The organism is Pseudomonas sp. S2_H10 (genome assembly GCF_054668285.1).
The window spans coordinates 2,107,907-2,124,400 of sequence record NZ_CP162754.1 but is presented as its reverse complement, the minus strand read 5'-3'; the positions used below and the strand labels follow the sequence as shown (position 1 = coordinate 2,124,400).

13 protein-coding genes and 1 pseudogene are annotated in these 16,494 nt (G+C 61.8%); 10 read left to right on the top strand and 4 right to left on the bottom strand.

Going from position 1 to position 16,494, the window contains the following annotated elements:
• Window positions 1-92: 92 nt before the first annotated feature.
• The 3 genes from AB4O16_RS09295 to AB4O16_RS09285 are packed head-to-tail and all read right to left on the bottom strand — an operon-like array spanning window position 93 to window position 4,988.
• A complete protein-coding gene (locus AB4O16_RS09295) occupies window positions 93-1,994 on the bottom strand; it encodes an ATP-binding protein (RefSeq protein ID WP_460157579.1) in 1,902 nt (633 codons plus the stop codon).
• Window positions 1,991-2,911 (bottom strand): ABC transporter substrate-binding protein, encoded by a 921-nt coding sequence (locus AB4O16_RS09290; protein WP_160387279.1) that lies wholly within the window; start codon window positions 2,909-2,911, stop codon window positions 1,991-1,993. The genes AB4O16_RS09295 and AB4O16_RS09290 overlap by 4 nt, the downstream gene beginning before the upstream one ends.
• 1 nt (window position 2,912) lies before the next feature.
• Window positions 2,913-4,988, bottom strand: a complete 2,076-nt coding sequence (locus AB4O16_RS09285) for a TonB-dependent receptor plug domain-containing protein (protein ID WP_460158047.1) — start codon at window positions 4,986-4,988, stop codon at window positions 2,913-2,915.
• A gap of 237 nt (window positions 4,989-5,225) precedes the next feature.
• On the opposite strand from AB4O16_RS09285, the gene AB4O16_RS09280 reads away from it, so the two are divergent.
• The 5 genes from AB4O16_RS09280 (at window position 5,226) to AB4O16_RS09260 (ending at window position 9,424) form a co-directional block, all read left to right on the top strand.
• Window positions 5,226-6,251 carry an NAD(P)H-dependent glycerol-3-phosphate dehydrogenase gene (locus tag AB4O16_RS09280; RefSeq protein WP_160387281.1) on the top strand — a complete coding sequence of 342 codons (1,026 nt, stop codon included), beginning with the start codon at window positions 5,226-5,228 and terminating at the stop codon, window positions 6,249-6,251.
• Between the two features lie 31 nt (window positions 6,252-6,282).
• The gene (locus AB4O16_RS09275; RefSeq protein ID WP_160387283.1) at window positions 6,283-6,630 is read left to right on the top strand and encodes a DUF4389 domain-containing protein; all 348 of its coding nucleotides are present in this window, start codon (window positions 6,283-6,285) and stop codon (window positions 6,628-6,630) included.
• A complete protein-coding gene (gene sixA, locus AB4O16_RS09270) occupies window positions 6,627-7,082 on the top strand; it encodes a phosphohistidine phosphatase SixA (protein WP_160387285.1) in 456 nt (151 codons plus the stop codon). The genes AB4O16_RS09275 and sixA overlap by 4 nt, the downstream gene beginning before the upstream one ends.
• A 198-nt stretch (window positions 7,083-7,280) precedes the next feature.
• The gene (locus tag AB4O16_RS09265; protein ID WP_160387287.1) at window positions 7,281-8,948 is read left to right on the top strand and encodes an AMP-binding protein; all 1,668 of its coding nucleotides are present in this window, start codon (window positions 7,281-7,283) and stop codon (window positions 8,946-8,948) included.
• Between the two features lie 32 nt (window positions 8,949-8,980).
• Window positions 8,981-9,424: a hotdog fold thioesterase gene (locus AB4O16_RS09260; protein ID WP_160387289.1), complete on the top strand. Its 444-nt coding sequence runs from the start codon at window positions 8,981-8,983 to the stop codon at window positions 9,422-9,424.
• Here the strand turns inward: AB4O16_RS09260 and AB4O16_RS09255 are convergent.
• Entirely contained in the window at window positions 9,421-12,426 is a 3,006-nt protein-coding gene (locus tag AB4O16_RS09255; protein WP_460157578.1) for an RHS repeat domain-containing protein, read from the bottom strand. The two genes, AB4O16_RS09260 and AB4O16_RS09255, sit on opposite strands and share 4 nt — an antisense overlap.
• Before the next feature lie 188 nt (window positions 12,427-12,614).
• On the opposite strand from AB4O16_RS09255, the gene AB4O16_RS09250 reads away from it, so the two are divergent.
• The 5 genes and pseudogenes from AB4O16_RS09250 to AB4O16_RS09230 all read left to right on the top strand — a co-directional run bounded on the left by AB4O16_RS09250 (window position 12,615) and on the right by AB4O16_RS09230 (window position 16,460).
• Complete coding sequence (locus AB4O16_RS09250; RefSeq protein WP_160387292.1) at window positions 12,615-13,421, top strand: alpha/beta fold hydrolase; 807 nt, start codon at window positions 12,615-12,617, stop codon at window positions 13,419-13,421.
• Window positions 13,418-14,272, top strand: coding sequence for an alpha/beta hydrolase (locus AB4O16_RS09245; protein ID WP_460157577.1), 855 nt, complete (start codon window positions 13,418-13,420; stop codon window positions 14,270-14,272). The genes AB4O16_RS09250 and AB4O16_RS09245 overlap by 4 nt, the downstream gene beginning before the upstream one ends.
• Before the next feature lie 50 nt (window positions 14,273-14,322).
• Window positions 14,323-14,496: pseudogene (locus tag AB4O16_RS09240) on the top strand (glutathione S-transferase N-terminal domain-containing protein); the annotation flags it as partial.
• Between the two features lie 32 nt (window positions 14,497-14,528).
• Window positions 14,529-15,335, top strand: a complete 807-nt coding sequence (locus AB4O16_RS09235; protein ID WP_460157576.1) for a DUF4892 domain-containing protein — start codon at window positions 14,529-14,531, stop codon at window positions 15,333-15,335.
• 69 nt (window positions 15,336-15,404) lie between these two features.
• Window positions 15,405-16,460 carry an AI-2E family transporter gene (locus AB4O16_RS09230; protein ID WP_160387298.1) on the top strand — a complete coding sequence of 352 codons (1,056 nt, stop codon included), beginning with the start codon at window positions 15,405-15,407 and terminating at the stop codon, window positions 16,458-16,460.
• The last annotated feature ends 34 nt before the right edge of the window (window positions 16,461-16,494 follow it).

The following is a 16,494-nucleotide window of genomic DNA, read 5'->3' as shown; positions in this document are numbered from 1 at the left end:
TTTATTCAAGCCCCTTTTCGGGCCTGTACGGGTGCCTAAGACTGCCGCACTTTCGCCTTTCACGCCAGTCGCAGATGGTCGAAAGGCCTGCACTACTGCACCCAACGTTGCAGAATTTGCTGCAGATCAGTGCGTTTGAACGGCTTGGCCAGGTAATCGTTCATCCCTGCCGACAGGCAGGCTTCGCGATCGCCCTGCAGGGCGTTGGCAGTCAGCGCGATGATCGGCAGGTCGGTGCAACCGGGCAGCTTGCGGATCTGCCGGGTGGCTTCGTAGCCATCGATGACCGGCAAGCGGCAATCCATCAGGATCGCTTCGAAAATCAGGCTCTCGGCACTGCGTACCGCCTGGGCGCCGTCGGCCACGACACTGACCTTGAAACCCAGGCTGCGCAACATGGCTTCGATGACCGTCTGGTTGACCGGATTGTCTTCGACCAGCAGCACATTGCGTCCTTCGCCGTCGCTGTTGCGCGGTTGCGCGCGTGGCGCCAGCGGCGGTTGTGTCTGCTGGTGCAGTGCCAGGGGAATTTCCAGGGTGAACACCGAACCGCGGCCTTCCTCACTCTGCGCGCGCAGGGTGCCACCCATGCGTTCGGCGAGGGTGCGGGCAATCGGCAGGCCCAGCCCGGTGCCGCCGTAGCGCCTTGAAATGGAGCTGTCGGCCTGCTGGAACGCGTCGAACATCAATTCCAGGCTTTGCGCCGGAATGCCGATGCCGCTGTCGCGCACGGTGCAGGTGAACCACAGCAACTCGTGGTCCAGCGACTGCCACTGTGCCTCGATGGTGACGCGGCCCTGTTCGGTGAACTTCAACGCATTGCCGACCAGGTTGACCAGAATCTGCCGGATACGCGTCGGGTCGCCCTTGACCTGCAGGCTGCGCATGTCGTCGGGGATCATCAGTTGCAGGTCGAGACCGCGTTGCGCGGCGCTGTGCTGGAACGACTGGGCGCAACTGCCGATCAGGTCGCTGAGGTTGAACGCAATGTGCTCCAGCTCCAGTTCCGAACGTTCGATCCGCGAGAAAACGAGGATGTCGTTGATGACCTTGAGCAGGTGCTCGGTGGATTCCGAGGCCAGTGCCGCGTACTCGACCTGTTCCTCGGTCATGTCGGTGGTTTCCAACAACTGCAGCATGCCCAGTACGCCATTCATGGGCGTGCGCAGTTCATGGCTCATCATGGCGAGGAAGTCGGACTTGGCATTGTTGGCCTTTTCCGCTTCTTCGCGTGTCTGGATCAACTGCGCCATGGCTTGATGCTGTTCGCGGCTGGCCTGTTCGAGACCGCTGGCGAGGTTGTTGATGTGTTGCGACAACGCCCCCAGTTCGGCGTCGTCGACAATGGGCAGCGGTGTTTTGTAGTCGCCGTCCTGAATCGCCTTGACCGCATTGCCGATATCACGGATCGGTTGCGACAGGCTGCCCGCCAGACGCCGGGCCACGATGAAGGTAAACAGCAGGGCGAACAGCGCCAGAATCGCAGCCTTGAGGACGATTTCCTGCTGGCGACGGCTGAAGGCATCGTTGGACAGGCCGACGATCACCCGGCCCAGATAGTCTTCGGCGGGGGCCGCGCTGACGGTTTTGCTGCTCTGGAAAAAGTCATTGTGCAGCGCGATGCGCTGGAGCCGGATCGGTGCCTGGAATACTTCGAGTTGTTGCGCGCGGTTGTGGTGTTCGTTCGGTTGTTCGACGTACACCAGAACCCGGTTGGCGCTGTCCTGGATCTCCAGAAAGCTCACGTTGGGCGTGGCCAGCGTTGCCTTGAGCAAGGTTTCGAGCACTTCGCTGTTGCCCGAGATCACCCCGTATTCGGTGGCGGGGGCCAGTTGGTTGGCGATCAATTGGCCGGTGTGAGTGATTTCCTGACGCAGATCCTGAATGCGTACGAAGGTGAAGAAACTGATCAGCAACAAGGTCAGCAGCAGGGCAGGGCCGAGGCTGATGAGTTGGGTGCGGGTGTTGATGTCCCAGCGACGGCGAAAGTTCATGGGCGGCGTTCTCCTTCAGCCAGCAACGTGGCGACAGACGCTTCGTTGATCTGCTCGATACCCAGGGAGCGCGCTACTTGCGGGTTGCTCGCGACTTTGAATCGCTGGGGATAATGGCTGCGCGGCCAGGTGGCCGGGGGCCGGTCGAGCAATTCGTTGAGTACCGCCAGCCAATCGTCCTGATCGCTATAGGTGCTGGCCAGGCTCCCGGCCTTGACGAATCCGGCGTTGGGTCCGATCAGCGCCACTTGGCGCGAGTAGCTGCTCAGCAGCAGGTTTTTTGCGGTTTGCGGGTTGTACAGGTCGGCGTCGTCCAGGCCCAGCAACACGTCGCTGTTCTTCAGCAAGGCCTGCAACGGACGACTGTCGTGAATGTTGTCCCAGCGCTGGGTGACCACCTCGAGACCCAGGGGGCGGGCGGCTTCACGCAGCTCAGCCAACAGGAACTCACTGTGGTTGTCGTAGAGCACGCCGATGCGTTTGGCTTGGGGTAACAGGGTGTGGGTCAAGCGCAACTGGCGATCCACGGGTGGATCGCTCCATAGCAGGCAAAGACGCGCAGGCAGCGTGTTGTTCAAGCGTTGCCGGGCTTGCAGGCGGCTGATGCGCAGCACCAGTGTCGCCGGGCCCTCGGCGTCCTGCAGGCGCCAGTCGAGGCTGGGCAGGTCGAGCAGTATCAAACGGATGTTTTCCGGCAACCTGTCGGGGATCGGCAAACTGGCCAGTGCCTGGAATCGTACGTTGTCGCTCGGTCGCAACTCGCTCAAGGCCTGGGTAAACGCCCGCACACCGGGGCTGTCTTCGGCCCCCGTGAGCAAAATGTCGGCGGCGTTACCCGCCGGGCTGCCGAACAACAGGCACAGCATGGCCAGCAACCGACCCAGGGACGGCATTTTCCAGGCCGGGCGATAACGCATCCTAAAGCTCCAGCTCCGCGCTGAAATACATCACGTGGCGCTGGTCATAGTTGTTGTCGTTGAAGGTGGCTGGCTGATTGTCCAACCGCTGCTGGAGCACTCCGGCCAGTTCCAGGCTGGCCTTGCCCAAGGCGATGCGTTTGGCAATGCGCGCATCGACCCGTTCGAAGCGATAGCCGTTGAGGGCGTCATCGCCATAATAGAAAAGCGCACTGTTCCAGCCTTGTCCCCAATCCCTCAGCCATCCGGCCGAACCGCTGTTGCGTGCGGTCTGCCTGGCATCCAGCGGGTTGCTGGCGTCGGCATCGACGTAGGCATAGGTCAATCGCAGGCGATCGAGGTTGCCGACACGCCAGTCCAGCTGGGTTTCGGCTCCCGTAAAACGCTCTTTGTTCGCATTGCTGGCGATGTACTGATTGTTGCGCAGTGGTTCGCTGATCATGCCGGTGATTTCGTCGTGGAACAGCTTCACGTCGAGCGCCAGCCCAGGCTCCGGAAAGTAGCCGTTGTAGCCCAGTTCCCGGGAGCGCATGTGCTCTTGATCAAGGTCGCCGGGGCCGCGGGTCCTGACGAAATAGCGGGCGCTGGACTGGCCAAAGGCGCCGGGCCTGAGGTTGGAGACCTGATAGCTCCAGTTGACGTTGTTCTCGAACATGTCCGGCGAACGCACAGCCTCGGAATACACCGCACGCAAGCCGTGGCGCGGATTGATCAGGTAGTTCACGGCCATGCGAGGTGTCAGCGAGCTGCCGATCAAGCGGGTGTCCTCGAACATGGCACCGCCCTGCAGCAGCCAGTGTTCGCTGGCGCGCCACTCGAACTGGCCGAACGCCCGCCAGATCGTGTCATCGAGAGTGCCATTGAAGTAGGTCTCGGAATCCGCCCGGTCGTAACGATAGTTCATGCCGCTGACCAGCCGCAGGTTATCGGCAAGGCTCAGGGTGTCCTGCAGTTCGAGGTCGTAGCGCGATTCCCGGGTGCTCTGGTCGATGTCGCCACAAACGGTCTGGCTCGCGCCGTTGCGCCATTGATCGAGTACCTGGTTGGCCAGCGCCTGCTCGGCGGGTGTGCCGGCCGGCGCGCCACGGCCGATGAAGCGTGTGATGTTGCGGGCCAGCCGTTCGGTGTAGTTCGGGTTCAACTGCCAGAGTTCGGTCAGTTGCGGGCTGAACGACACTTCTGCGTCGCAGGCGCGCCAGGTTTGCTGGCGATCCCAGTGTTGGGCCGAGCCCTGGATATAAAGGCTGTGGTCGGGATTGATGTCCAGATTCCAGCGCAATGAGCCGGCGTAGTCCTTGGCCGTGACGTCGGAGTCGTCGCCCGCGCGGGTAATCCCCGGGAACACCGGTCGGTAGGTATAGGGCCGCTGGTTGGTGCCGTCCTTGGCATTCAATTGCCAATCGAGGCTTTGCCGTTCGTCGAGGGCCTGGCTGACAGCCAGGTTGAAGCGATCGAGGCGGCGACTGTCATGATAGTCGGCTCCGCTTCGGTCAGTGTCGAAGCCGTCGTCCTGCTGGCCGGACAGGGACAGGCGCAAGTCACCGTCTTCCCAACCCATGCCCTGGCTGGCGTAAAAGTCGTTGATGCCGCGCTGGCCCCGGGTGACTTTCAGGCGCGTGCCGTGACTGTCGGCCGGCCGCCGGGTGATGATGTTGACCACCGCCATCAGGGCGTTGGCGCCGTAGCTGACGGTATTCGGCCCGCGAAAGACTTCGATGCGCTCGATGTCCTCCATGGCCACCGGAATGTCACTCCAGTCCACCGTGGCCAGGCCGGCGCGATACACCGAGCGCCCGTCGATCAGCACTTGCATGCGCCGCGCTTGCGTCGCATTGGTGCCGTGGTAGTTCACCGCCGCCTGATTGCCGCTGATGTTGCCGACCATCATCCCCGGCACCAGTCGCAGCAGCTCGCTGATGTCGCGGGCACCACTGGCGTGGATCAGGGCGCTGTCGATCACCGTCATGCTTCCGGGAACCGCGGCCGGCGATTGCTTCAGGCGCGTGGCCGTGAGCACCTGCGGCAGCTGTTCGCTGTCCAGGAACAGATCGTCGGCCAGCAATGGCGAGCTGAACATCAGCGCCAGTACCAGAGGCGAATGCGGTGAAGGAGCCGACACAACACATCCCTGTCCATGATTGATGGCGCGCATGTTAACCGAGCCGAACGACTTTTCCATTCACGATGTCTGCATTTTCCTCGGCTTTATTGGTCTTCTTCCTACGGGTAGCTGTATTTGATGTCGGGGCTGGCCGCCGATGGGCTGCCCCGTATAATGCCGAGATCGCCACTGGTATGGATTAACGGATTGCATATGACTGAACAGCGCCCGATTGCGGTCCTGGGAGGCGGAAGTTTTGGAACCGCCGTGGCTAATCTGCTGGCCGAGAACGGGCATCAGGTCCTTCAGTGGATGCGTGACCCCGAACAGGCCGAGGCCATTCGGGTCAATCGCGAAAACCCGCGTTACCTCAAAGGCATCAAGATTCTGCCTGGCGTCACAGCGGTGACCGACCTGCAAGCCACCCTGGATGCCTGTGACCTGTGTTTCGTCGCATTGCCGTCCAGCGCACTGCGCTCGGTGCTGGTGCCGCACGCCGATCGCCTGACCGGCAAGATGCTGGTGAGCCTGACCAAGGGCATCGAAGCCCACACGTTCAAGCTGATGAGCGAAATCCTCGAAGAGATCGCCCCGCAGGCGCGCATCGGCGTCCTGTCCGGCCCCAACCTGGCCCGTGAAATCGCCGAGCATGCGCTGACCGCCACGGTGGTCGCCAGTGAAGACGAAGCGCTGTGCCAGCAGGTCCAGGCCGCGCTGCATGGCCGCACCTTTCGTGTGTACGCCAGCGCCGACCGTTTCGGCGTGGAGTTGGGCGGGGCGTTGAAAAACGTCTACGCGATCATTGCCGGCATGGCGGTGGCGCTGGGCATGGGGGAAAACACCAAGAGCATGCTGATCACCCGGGCATTGGCGGAAATGACCCGTTTTGCGGTGAATCAGGGCGCCAACCCGATGACCTTCCTGGGCCTGGCGGGCGTGGGCGATCTGATCGTGACCTGTTCGTCGCCCAAGAGCCGCAACTATCAGGTCGGCTTCGCCCTCGGTCAGGGCCTGAGCCTGGACGAAGCCGTCACACGCCTGGGCGAGGTCGCCGAAGGGGTCAACACCCTTAAAGTACTCAAGGCCAAGGCTCAGGAGGTTGGCGTGTACATGCCGCTGGTCGCCGGGCTTCACGCGATCCTGTTCGAGGGGCGCACGCTGGAGCAGGTCATCGGTCTGTTGATGCGTGGCGAGCCGAAAACCGACGTCGACTTTATTTCCACCAGTGGTTTCAACTAATCACGCTTGCCAGAAAAGCAGGGAGTTGCGCATGAACGATCCAAAAGTAGAAGCCCAATACGAGTCCATCCTCCTGCGCGCGTTGTGGATGATCGTCTTCGTGCTGGTGTGGCAAGTGGCGCAGTTCATCCTTGGCGCCGTCGTGCTGGTGCAGTTGATCTATCGTTTGTTCTATGGCGCCCCGAGCGCCAGCCTGATGAACTTCGGCGACAGCCTGAGCCAGTTTCTGGCGCAGATCGGCCGGTTCGGCAGCTTTCACAGCGACCAGAAGCCCTGGCCGTTCGCCGACTGGCCGACGCCGCGTACGCCGGAAGGTGAAGCGCCGCATGTCGTGGCACCGGCACCGCATCCGGCCCGAGATGAGGAACCCAAGCTATGAAACTCTGGGTATTGCGTCATGGTGAAGCTGTACCGCACGGCTCCCGTCCCCACGATTCGGAGCGGGAACTGACGGAAAACGGTCGCAAGGAAGTATTGAAAGTCGCCGCAGAGCTGGTGGGGCAGCCGCTGACCGGCATTTACGCCAGCCCGTACCGGCGAGCGCAGCAAACCGCGCAGCTGGTACGGGATGCATTGGGTTTCGAACCGGAAATCCGCACCGTCGAGTGGCTGACACCGGACACGGAGCCGGACAAGGTGGCCGAGCAGATGGTCGCGGTCAGCAACGTGTTGCTGGTCAGTCACAACCCGCTGGTGGGGAATCTGCTGAGCTACCTGCAACATGGTGCCGGACATCCGCCGGAGAGGGTCAGCACTGCCGGTCTGGCGGAGCTCAAGGGTGATGAGCTGCTGGTCGGGTCGATGAAACTCGACAGCATCAAGCACCCGTAGCGCCGCTTTTCTGTGGGAGCGTGGCTTGCCCGCGAAGGCATCGCCGCGGTTTATCTGATGAACCGTGGCGCCTGCATCGCGGGCAAGCCACGCTCCCACAGGTACGTCTCACCCCGAAGGTTTTGAATAAAATAGTCAACCAAGCACTTGCTTGGTTGACTACGCTTGCTCCAGACCAAAATCACAGGAGCGAGTCGCATGTCTGCTGCTTTTCGTTTGCCACTGGACGTTTTCTACGAGCGTGAGGCCCGTCATCCCCGCCAGCGCTTTCTGGTCCAGCCTGTGGGAGGCGGCCAGGTCGAGACCTTGACCTGGGCCGACGTCGGTCATCAGGCCCGTTGCGCGGCCCATTGGTTGCGGGCGCGGGAACTGCCGCAGGGCAGCCATATCGCCCTGATCTCGAAGAACTGTGCGCACTGGATCATTGCCGACCTGGCGATCTGGATGGCCGGCCATGTGTCGGTGCCGTTGTACCCCAACCTCACCGCCGAGTCGGTTGCCCAGGTGCTCGAACACTCGGAAGCAGCGCTGGCGTTCATCGGCAAGCTCGACGACTGGCCTGGCATGTCCCGTGGCGTCAGCCCCGACCTGCCGACCGTCAGTCTGCCCCTGCATCCGCCGGGCATGTTCGATTTCAGCTGGGCCGACCTGCAACGCAGCTCGCCGATCCAGGACAATCCCAAGCCTGGCGCCGATCAACTGGCGACCATCATTTACACATCCGGCACCACGGGCATGCCCAAAGGGGTGATGCACAGCTTCGGCAATCTGGGGTTCGCCACCACGCGTGGCACTTCGTTGTTCGGCCTCAACGAGTCGGACCGGTTGCTGTCCTACCTGCCGCTATGCCACGTTGCTGAACGTATGTTCGTCGAACTGGCGTCGATCTATACCGGCCAGACGGTGTTTTTCGCCGAGAGCCTCGACACCTTTCTCACCGACCTGAAGCGTGCGCGCCCGACCGCGCTGTTTGGCGTGCCACGCATCTGGACCAAGTTCCAGATGGGCGTGTACAGCAAGATCCCGGCAAAACGCCTCGACTTCCTGCTCGGCCTGCCAATCATCGGCAAACGGGTCGGGCATAAGGTCCTCGCCGGATTGGGCCTGGATGCATTGCGCATTGCGCTGTCCGGCGCTGCGCCGGTGCCGCAGACCTTGTTGCTGTGGTACCGCAAGCTGGGGCTGGACGTGTTGGAGGTCTACGGCATGACAGAGAGCTGCGGCTATTCGCACATCTGCATGCCGGGCCAGAACAAACCGGGCTGGATCGGCAAGCCGTGCCCGGAAGTCGAAGTGCGGATCGCCGAGACGGGGGAGGTCATGGTGCGCAGTGGCGCGACCATGCTCGGCTATTTCAAGGAGCCGGAAAAAACTGCTGAAACCATTACCGAGGACGGCTTCCTGCGCACCGGCGACAAGGGCGAGGAGGACGCAGAAGGCAATCTGCGCCTGACCGGGCGCCTGAAGGAAATCTTCAAGACCAGCAAAGGCAAATACGTGGCGCCGGCACCGATCGAAAATCGCCTGGCCGTGCATTCGCGCATCGAACAGGTCTGCGTGGTGGGCGATGGCTTGAGTGCGCCGCTGGGGTTGTGCGTGTTGTCGGCGGTCGGCCAGCAGGATGCCGGCGGGGTCGGGCGCGTCGGCTTGCATTCGAGCCTGGAAAAACTGCTGGAAGAGGTCAACGGCGCCCTCGACAAGCATGAACAACTGCGGCGCCTGGTGGTGGTCAAGGACAGCTGGGCCGTGGAAAACGGCTTTCTTACGCCGACCTTGAAGATCAAGCGCAACGTGATCGAAGCCGCTTACGGTGGGCGCTTCGAGGAATGGAGCGAGCGCAGCGAAGCCGTGCTGTGGCAGGATTGATCCACGAACAAAACCAACAAGGAAACTCTGCGATGAGCCTGTGGCGCACCACCCCGAACATCGAACAGTTGAACGCAATCCAGAAAAACACCATCGGCGAAGTGCTGGACATCCGTTTCGAAGCATTCGACGAGGAGTCCCTGACCGCCAGCATGGTCATCGATCACCGCACCCATCAGCCTTACGGTTTGCTGCATGGCGGCGCCTCGGTGGTGCTGGCCGAATCGGTCGGCTCCATGGCCAGCTACCTGTGCATCGATGCCAGCAAGTTCTATTGCGTGGGCCTGGAAATCAACGCCAACCATTTGCGCGGCCTGCGCAGCGGCCGGGTGACGGCGGTGGCCAGGCCGATCCACATCGGCCGCACGACCCATGTCTGGGACATTCGCCTGACCAGCGATGAGGGCAAGGCCAGTTGCGTGTCGCGGCTGACCATGGCGGTGGTGCCGTTGGGTGAGGCACCGCCAGCGCGTTAAGGCAAGCTCGAAGCACGGGACCTGAACGCTATCATTGGAAGTGCGTTGTCAGTGGGTATGTCCGGGTGCCCGTTCCACAGGCTGTTCGCCTGGGTGAAGTGGTCCAGCACGAAGTCTGCATCGTCATATCTGAACAATGCGGCGATGCCGCGTTGAACATGTTGCCCCAAATACGTTCGCAGTTCTGTGAGGGTAGCCATTGCAGCAATGGCGCCCATCCGCAGATTGGGGTTGGCAATCGCGCCGGTCAGCGGGGTGGACATGAATGTCAGCGAGGCGGTCAAGCCTGAGCCGGCCGTGCGCGTAGCCCAGCCATACAGCACTTCCAGGCCATTCGGTCTGCTCAATGCATTAGTGCCCCGGGTGAAGGTGCCTCCGCGCCAGGCATTGATAATGACGATGGATACGCCATCAAGACCCTCGACGGCGGCATTGATGGCGACGTCTGACAGGGGCGGAAGCTCTTCGCGAATCATGCCGCCAGCGAACAGCAATCCGCCATAGACGCCTGTGCGCAGGGCACTTGCGACACCTGACGGCGGGAGTGAAAGTCTGGGGCCCAGTTCTGCGCTGATGCGTTGCCCTGTTTCCCGTGTCAGATTGCCGACCGCGCTGGTGATGAGGCTGACGGCTACTGCATTGAGGCTTTCAGGGTTGCTCCAATAGGAATAGAGCGGGGTAGCGGCACCTGCTGCCGCGCCGACCAACCCGCCGATGGCTGCGCCTGCCCACTGCGCAGCGCGGTTGTTGCTGTATCGGGAGGCGATGTTGCTTCCCGCGCCCACCCCCATGGATCCACCCGCGAATGCCCCGACCGTAGCGCCTGCAAGGGTCAGCGCCAGATTGGCGGCGGGGGCAACCGACCGGGCATCCGGATCATCCGTGGACGTGCTTGCCAGCTGCTCCAGTCCTTGTCCTGCAAAGTACCGGACAAAGCCACCGGCCAGGGCACTCACACCGTCGCGGCCAAGCGTCGCGGCGGCTGCACCGAACACCTCTCCCACGGTGATCAGCCCCTGAAGATCCACGTGCCCGATCGGATTGCCATGCACCATGGCATACAGGTTCAACCCATCGGCAATTCCCGCCGGGTCCGCGTTGAGCCAGCGTTGGCACCAGGGTACGTAATAGCGCAACCCGTAGTAGTACAACCCGGTGGCATCCCGCTCTTGACCGCAATAGCGCAGCGTCTTGTAGCTGGCTTCGAGCTTGTTGCGCCCGGTCCACCAGCAGGTCCCGCCGTAGGGGTAGTAACTTTCCCGGGAGATGAGCAGGGCTGTTTTGTCCAGCTCCAGAGCGCTGGAACCCAAATGATCGGTAAAACTGTAGCGATGCTGGTCCTGGGAGATTCCGGCTGGCGGTTCGGCCTGCCAGTGCAGGATTTGCACCGTACAGCGTCCGGCCTTGATCGTCAGGACGTGGAGCGTCTCTTCGGCAGAAATGCGCACTTCCATACCTGGCAAGTATCGTGTTTCGTGGGTGCGGATCAATGTGCCGGTGTAGGCCCGACGGATTTTTCGTTGACGCTGACCAGTGCCGTCGTACACATAGAACTCGCAATCGTCCGGTTCATCTTCACGCACCACCTGATCGACCTGCCGCAGTTGATTGCGCAGATCCCATTGCAGCGTTTGCCCCGGTTGAAGGCCGGTACGGTTGCCATTCGGGTCATGACCGAAGGCGATTTCCTGTTCGTCGGGCAGCTCGCCATTGGCTTTTTCGGGCAGGCTGCGATTGCTGAACCGTGCCACAGCCGTCAGTTCGGTGCGGCTGGCGCTGTCGGCCTGATGCTGCATGATCGTCAGGTTGCCGGCTTCATCGTAGGTGTACAAACGCGTGTAGTTCTCCAGCTGACCGGGGTCGGCAGCGCACTGGAAATCCGGCAGCTGTGGTCCACCCGCCGCGTTGCGTAGTTGCCGGCCACTGGCCTCGATCAGGCGGTAGAGGCTGTCGTAGCGATAGCGACTGACGGGTTCGATGCGCTGGTTGCGATGATAGTGAGTCGCTTCGGCGGCGTCGGTGATGCCGGTGACATTGCCCACCGCGTCATACTCATAAGTCAGATCCTGCAGGGCCGGTTGTCCTGTTACATAGGCTTTGAGGTGTTGCAGTCGACCGTCCTCGGGCCGATAAGTCGCACATGAAACAACGCCGTTTCCCGCACGTTGCAGTTCGATCTGGGCGAAGGCGTTGTACCGGATATCCCGGACCAGTGTCGTTTCATCGGCCGGTCCGGCAAGCTTCACGCGGATTTCGCGCAGTTCGCCTGCGCAGGTATGAATGAACGTTTGCCGGTTGCCCCATGCATCGGTCTGGCTGACAGGCTCGCCGGCGGCGTTGCACTGAAGGCGCGTGATGGCTCGCTCGCTCTCCAGCAAGGCGTCGCGTTCAGGCTCTGATTCGGGCCAGTCAACCAGCCATTGCGGGTCGGCGATGAAGGCGCGGCCGTGTTGCAACGGCGTAGCGTTGAGACTGAACCCGGTGAAGAGCAGGGTGCCGGCGGTGTCGTCGTGCCGAATCAACTGACCGCGCAGGTTTCGGTCGGCATCGGCCTCGGTACTGGCATAGGTGAACCGTGCGATACAACGTTCCGGTCCTTGCCACGCGCGCTCGAAACTGGCGACCGGGCGACACTGGAGATCATAGGCGACGCGACTCTGACTGAGTTTCTGATCCCATCCTTCAACACTTTGCCCATGGGCGCCGCGCAATCCCAGGCGCCAGCCCGCGTCGCTGTTTTGCGCAAGGATGACCGCGTCCGAAAAACTGAAAACGTTCTGCTGATTGACTGCCGTTTGGCCGTCCTGATGTAAACGGAACAGGCGTGGATCACGACTGAGAATGGCGCGACCGGCGCCGTCATATTCCTGCTGAGTGATGCAAGGCTGCGGAGTCGACGCATTCTCGCGCCGCAGATACCCCACACCACGCACGCTCAGCCCGCGAGGGTCAAAAACCTGGATGGCCGGAGTGTTGGCGTGGGTCATCGTGAATGTGCCCATGGCTCGACGAACAGCCCTTCTTATCCACTTGATGCCGGTTGACAGTCAACTGTCAGAAGTAACAGGTGGCGCCCACGGTGGTGCCATAGCCACGGCAGGTCTGTCATCATTCCTGGCAGTTACGGTCATTGCTGCAAGATGTTTCTTTGCGGACAATCAGCCTTTGTTTCGCTCATGGATTTGCAGGTATGTCGCAACAGATCTTTTTCGCCCACGCCAACGGTTTTCCTTCGGGGACCTATGGCAAGTTGTTTGCGGCGCTGGCACCCGAGTTTCAGGTGACGCATCTGGAGCAGCACGCCCACGACCCGCGTTTCCCGGCGGACGACAACTGGTACAACCTGGTGGATGAGCTGATCCATCATCTGCAACAACAGGCCGAGCCCGTGTGGGGCGTCGGTCACTCCTTCGGTGGCGTGTTGCACCTGCATGCGGCCTTGCGCTGCCCCGAGTTGTATCGCGGGGTGGTGATGCTCGACTCACCAGTGCTGACCCGAGCCGATCGATGGGTCATTCGTGCGGCCAAACGCTTCGGTTTCATTGATCGCCTGACCCCGGCCGGGCGCACCCTGGGCCGCCGAGAGGAGTTCGCCGACCTGGACAGCGCCCGCAAGTATTTTGCCGGCAAAACCCTGTTTCGCGGCTTCGACCCGGAGTGCTTCGATGCCTACCTGCAACATGGCTTGCACCGGGTCGACGACAAGCTGCGCCTGCGGTTCGATCCGGCCACGGAAATCAGCATCTATCGCGGCGTGCCGCACACGAGTCCAGGCAGCACCCGCAAGTTGCAGGTGCCACTGGCGGTGGTTCGCGGGCACAACAGCCGTGTGGTGATGCGCCATCACGCCAGTTCGGTCGACCGCCTGCCGTTGGGCGAGTCGTTGACTATGCCCGGCGGCCACATGTTTCCGCTCGAACGTCCCCTTGATACCGCACAAATGCTCAAAGGCCTGTTCCATCGTTGGGGCGGCCGTCGACAACAGGATTGCGCATGAGTCACGTCGTCGAAGAAGTCCGCCTGAGCCTGCCGCACATCGAACTGGCGGCGCACCTGTTCGGGCCTGAAGACGGTTTGCCGGTCATTGCCCTGCATGGCTGGCTGGACAATGCCAACAGCTTTGCCCGTCTGGCGCCGAAACTCAAAGGCCTGCGCATCATCGCCCTGGACATGGCCGGTCACGGTCATTCCGGCCATCGCCCGCCGGGCGCCGGCTACGCCATGTGGGACTATGCCCACGATGTGCTGCAGGTCGCCGAACAGCTGGGATTGAACAAGTTTGCGCTGATGGGACATTCGATGGGCGCGATCGCTTCGTTGATCATCGCCGGATCGATGCCCGAGCGGATCACCCACCTGGCGTTGATCGACGGCATCATTCCACCGACAGACAAGGGTGAAAACGCTGCCGAGCGCATGGGCATGGCTCTGCAGGCGCAACTGGATCTGCGGGAAAAGCGCAAACCGGTCTACGACACCCTCGACCGTGCCATCAAGGCGCGCATGAAAGGGTTGGTGGCGGTCAGTCGCGAAGCTGCCGAACTGCTGGCGCAGCGGGGGCTGATGCCGGTGCCGGGCGGTTACACCTGGCGCACCGACAATCGCCTCACGCTGCCGTCGCCACTGCGCCTGACCACCGAACAGGCCATGGCCTTCGTCCAGCGGATCAAATGTCCAGCAACACTGGTGGTCGCGGCTGACGGCATGCTCGCCAAACATCCTGAATTGCTGGAGCGTCTACCCTTTAGCCGTGTACAGCTGCCTGGCGGCCACCATTTGCACCTCAATGACGAAGCCGGTGCCGATCTTGTCGCAGACTGTTTCAATCGGTTTTTCGCCATTCCTTGACTTGCGCCGGGCAACTGTCGAGGCTTGGCGGGTTGAAAAGGGAGACAACCATGATAGATCTCTACACCGCTGCGACCCCGAATGGCCATAAGGTCTCTATCGTGCTCGAGGAACTCGGCCTGCCCTACACGGTGCATGCCCTGAGTTTCGACAAGAAGGAACAGAAGTCCGCGGACTTCCTCAAGATCAACCCCAATGGCCGGATTCCGGCGATTGTCGACCGTGCCCAGGCCATGCTGATCCGATGAGTCTATCCATGCGTTCATTCAGTCTGCTGGTGCTGTGCAGTTTCAGTCCCTTGTTGTTCGCCGCCGATGTTCCAGGCAGTCAGGACCTGCCGATAGTGCCGCGCATGGTCGACGCGCAGATTGTCGATTATCGCCCCGCCGCCGAGCTGGAGCGGATCTACCCCTTGGGTTCGATCCGCAAGATCAGTGGCCAGTTACGCTTCGACGGTCAGGTCAGCGCTCGCGGCAACGTCACGTCGGTGACCTACGAGTTGCCGCCGGAGCATTCTTCCCTCGAGGCGTTTACCGCTGCCCGTGAGGCTTTACAAAAGCAGGACGCCGGGTTGCTCTTCTGGTGCCAGGCGCGTGATTGCGGCGAAAGCAGCCTCTGGGCCAATGAAGTCTTCGGCAATGCCAAGCTGTACGGCGCCGACGATCAACAAGCCTATCTTCTGCTGCGCCTTGCCGCTCCACGGGAAAACACGCTCGTCGCGCTGTACGGCATTACCCGCGGTAATCGCAAAGCCTACCTGCATGTCGAACAGTTCGACGCTTCGGCACCGCTGGGCGAGTTGTTGCCGACCTCCGCGACTTTGCTGCGTGAACTCAAGAGCACCGGCGAGCTCGATTTTTCCACGTTGAACAGCGCCCCTGACGCGACCTGGCTGCGTTTGATTTCTCGCGGACTGAATCTGGACACCACTTTGCGGGTCAGTATTTCCGGAGCGAACGCCGAAGCCTGGCGTCAGGCCCTGATTACCCAGGGCGTGCGTGCCGCGCGGTTGGAAACCGGCAGTGCCGAAGGCTCTGGCCTGCACATCGAGCTATTGCGCTAGGCTGTACCGGGCGAACGTGCAGGCTGCGTTCGCCTACTCTTTTGCTGACTGACATTTTCGGGATTCTTGATGATCAATAACGATCGCCTGTTGGTGCAGATCCTGCTCGTGGTGCTGTTCGGCGCGAGCTTCTGGGTGATGGCGCCGTTCTGGTCGGCGATGTTCTGGGGCGCGGTCCTGGCATTTGCCAGTTGGCCGTTGATGCGCTTGCTGACCCGTTGGCTCAATGGCCGCGAGTCGCTGGCGGCGGCATTGTTGACGCTGGGCTGGATGGTGCTGGTCGCGGCACCGCTGGTGTGGCTGGGGTTCAACCTCGCCGATCATGTGCGTGATGCCACCGCATTCATCAAGGATGCGCAGGTCGAGGGGCTGCCCGAAGCACCGCACTGGTTGGGGGCGATTCCCCTGGTGGGCGAGCGGCTGGTCGGGATCTGGAACAGCATCGATGAGCAGGGCGCGGCGATGATGGTGTCGCTCAAGCCTTATCTGGGGCAGGTGGGTAACTGGTTGCTGGCGCGCAGCGCGCAGATCGGCGGCGGTATTCTCGAACTGACCCTGAGCATCGTCTTCGTGTTCTTTTTCTATCGTGACGGGCCGCGCCTGGCGGCGTTTGTCCACACGTTGCTGGAGCGGTTGATCGGTCAGCGGGCCGGCTACTACATCGAGCTGGTGGCGGGCACTGTACAGCGGGTGGTGAACGGCGTGATCGGCACGGCGGCGGCCCAGGCGATCCTCGCGCTGATCGGCTTCCTGATCGCTGGCGTACCGGGTGCGCTGGTGCTTGGCATCGTGACCTTCATGCTCAGCCTGATCCCGATGGGCCCGCCACTGGTATGGATTCCGGCGACCGCGTGGCTGGCCTGGAAAGGCGATTACGGGATGGCCATATTCCTCGGCATCTGGGGCACATTCGTCATCAGCGGCGTCGACAACGTGCTCAAGCCGTACCTGATCAGCCGTGGCGGTAACCTGCCGCTGGTCATCGTGCTGCTCGGGGTGTTTGGCGGGTTGATAGCCTTTGGTTTTATCGGCCTGTTCATCGGCCCGACATTGCTGGCGGTGGCCTACAGCCTGTTGATCGACTGGAGCAAGACTCAGGCACGGGTCGAGGATCGCCTGCCCTGAAACCTCCTTGCATCCATCAATGTAGGAGCCGGCT

Bases quoted from the DNA above. Each gene is read 5' to 3' on its own strand.
- AB4O16_RS09275 (WP_160387283.1), top strand. From the start codon at position 6,283: ATGAACGATCCAAAAGTAGAAGCCCAATACGAGTCCATCCTCCTGCGC.
- AB4O16_RS09230 (WP_160387298.1), top strand. From the start codon at position 15,405: ATGATCAATAACGATCGCCTGTTGGTGCAGATCCTGCTCGTGGTGCTG.
- AB4O16_RS09235 (WP_460157576.1), top strand. From the start codon at position 14,529: ATGCGTTCATTCAGTCTGCTGGTGCTGTGCAGTTTCAGTCCCTTGTTG.
- AB4O16_RS09265 (WP_160387287.1), top strand. From the start codon at position 7,281: ATGTCTGCTGCTTTTCGTTTGCCACTGGACGTTTTCTACGAGCGTGAG.
- AB4O16_RS09250 (WP_160387292.1), top strand. From the start codon at position 12,615: ATGTCGCAACAGATCTTTTTCGCCCACGCCAACGGTTTTCCTTCGGGG.
- AB4O16_RS09260 (WP_160387289.1), top strand. From the start codon at position 8,981: ATGAGCCTGTGGCGCACCACCCCGAACATCGAACAGTTGAACGCAATC.
- AB4O16_RS09295 (WP_460157579.1), bottom strand. From the start codon at position 1,994: ATGAACTTTCGCCGTCGCTGGGACATCAACACCCGCACCCAACTCATC.
- AB4O16_RS09280 (WP_160387281.1), top strand. From the start codon at position 5,226: ATGACTGAACAGCGCCCGATTGCGGTCCTGGGAGGCGGAAGTTTTGGA.
- AB4O16_RS09255 (WP_460157578.1), bottom strand. From the start codon at position 12,426: ATGGGCACATTCACGATGACCCACGCCAACACTCCGGCCATCCAGGTT.
- AB4O16_RS09290 (WP_160387279.1), bottom strand. From the start codon at position 2,911: ATGCGTTATCGCCCGGCCTGGAAAATGCCGTCCCTGGGTCGGTTGCTG.
- AB4O16_RS09245 (WP_460157577.1), top strand. From the start codon at position 13,418: ATGAGTCACGTCGTCGAAGAAGTCCGCCTGAGCCTGCCGCACATCGAA.
- AB4O16_RS09285 (WP_460158047.1), bottom strand. From the start codon at position 4,988: ATGTTCAGCTCGCCATTGCTGGCCGACGATCTGTTCCTGGACAGCGAA.
- sixA (WP_160387285.1), top strand. From the start codon at position 6,627: ATGAAACTCTGGGTATTGCGTCATGGTGAAGCTGTACCGCACGGCTCC.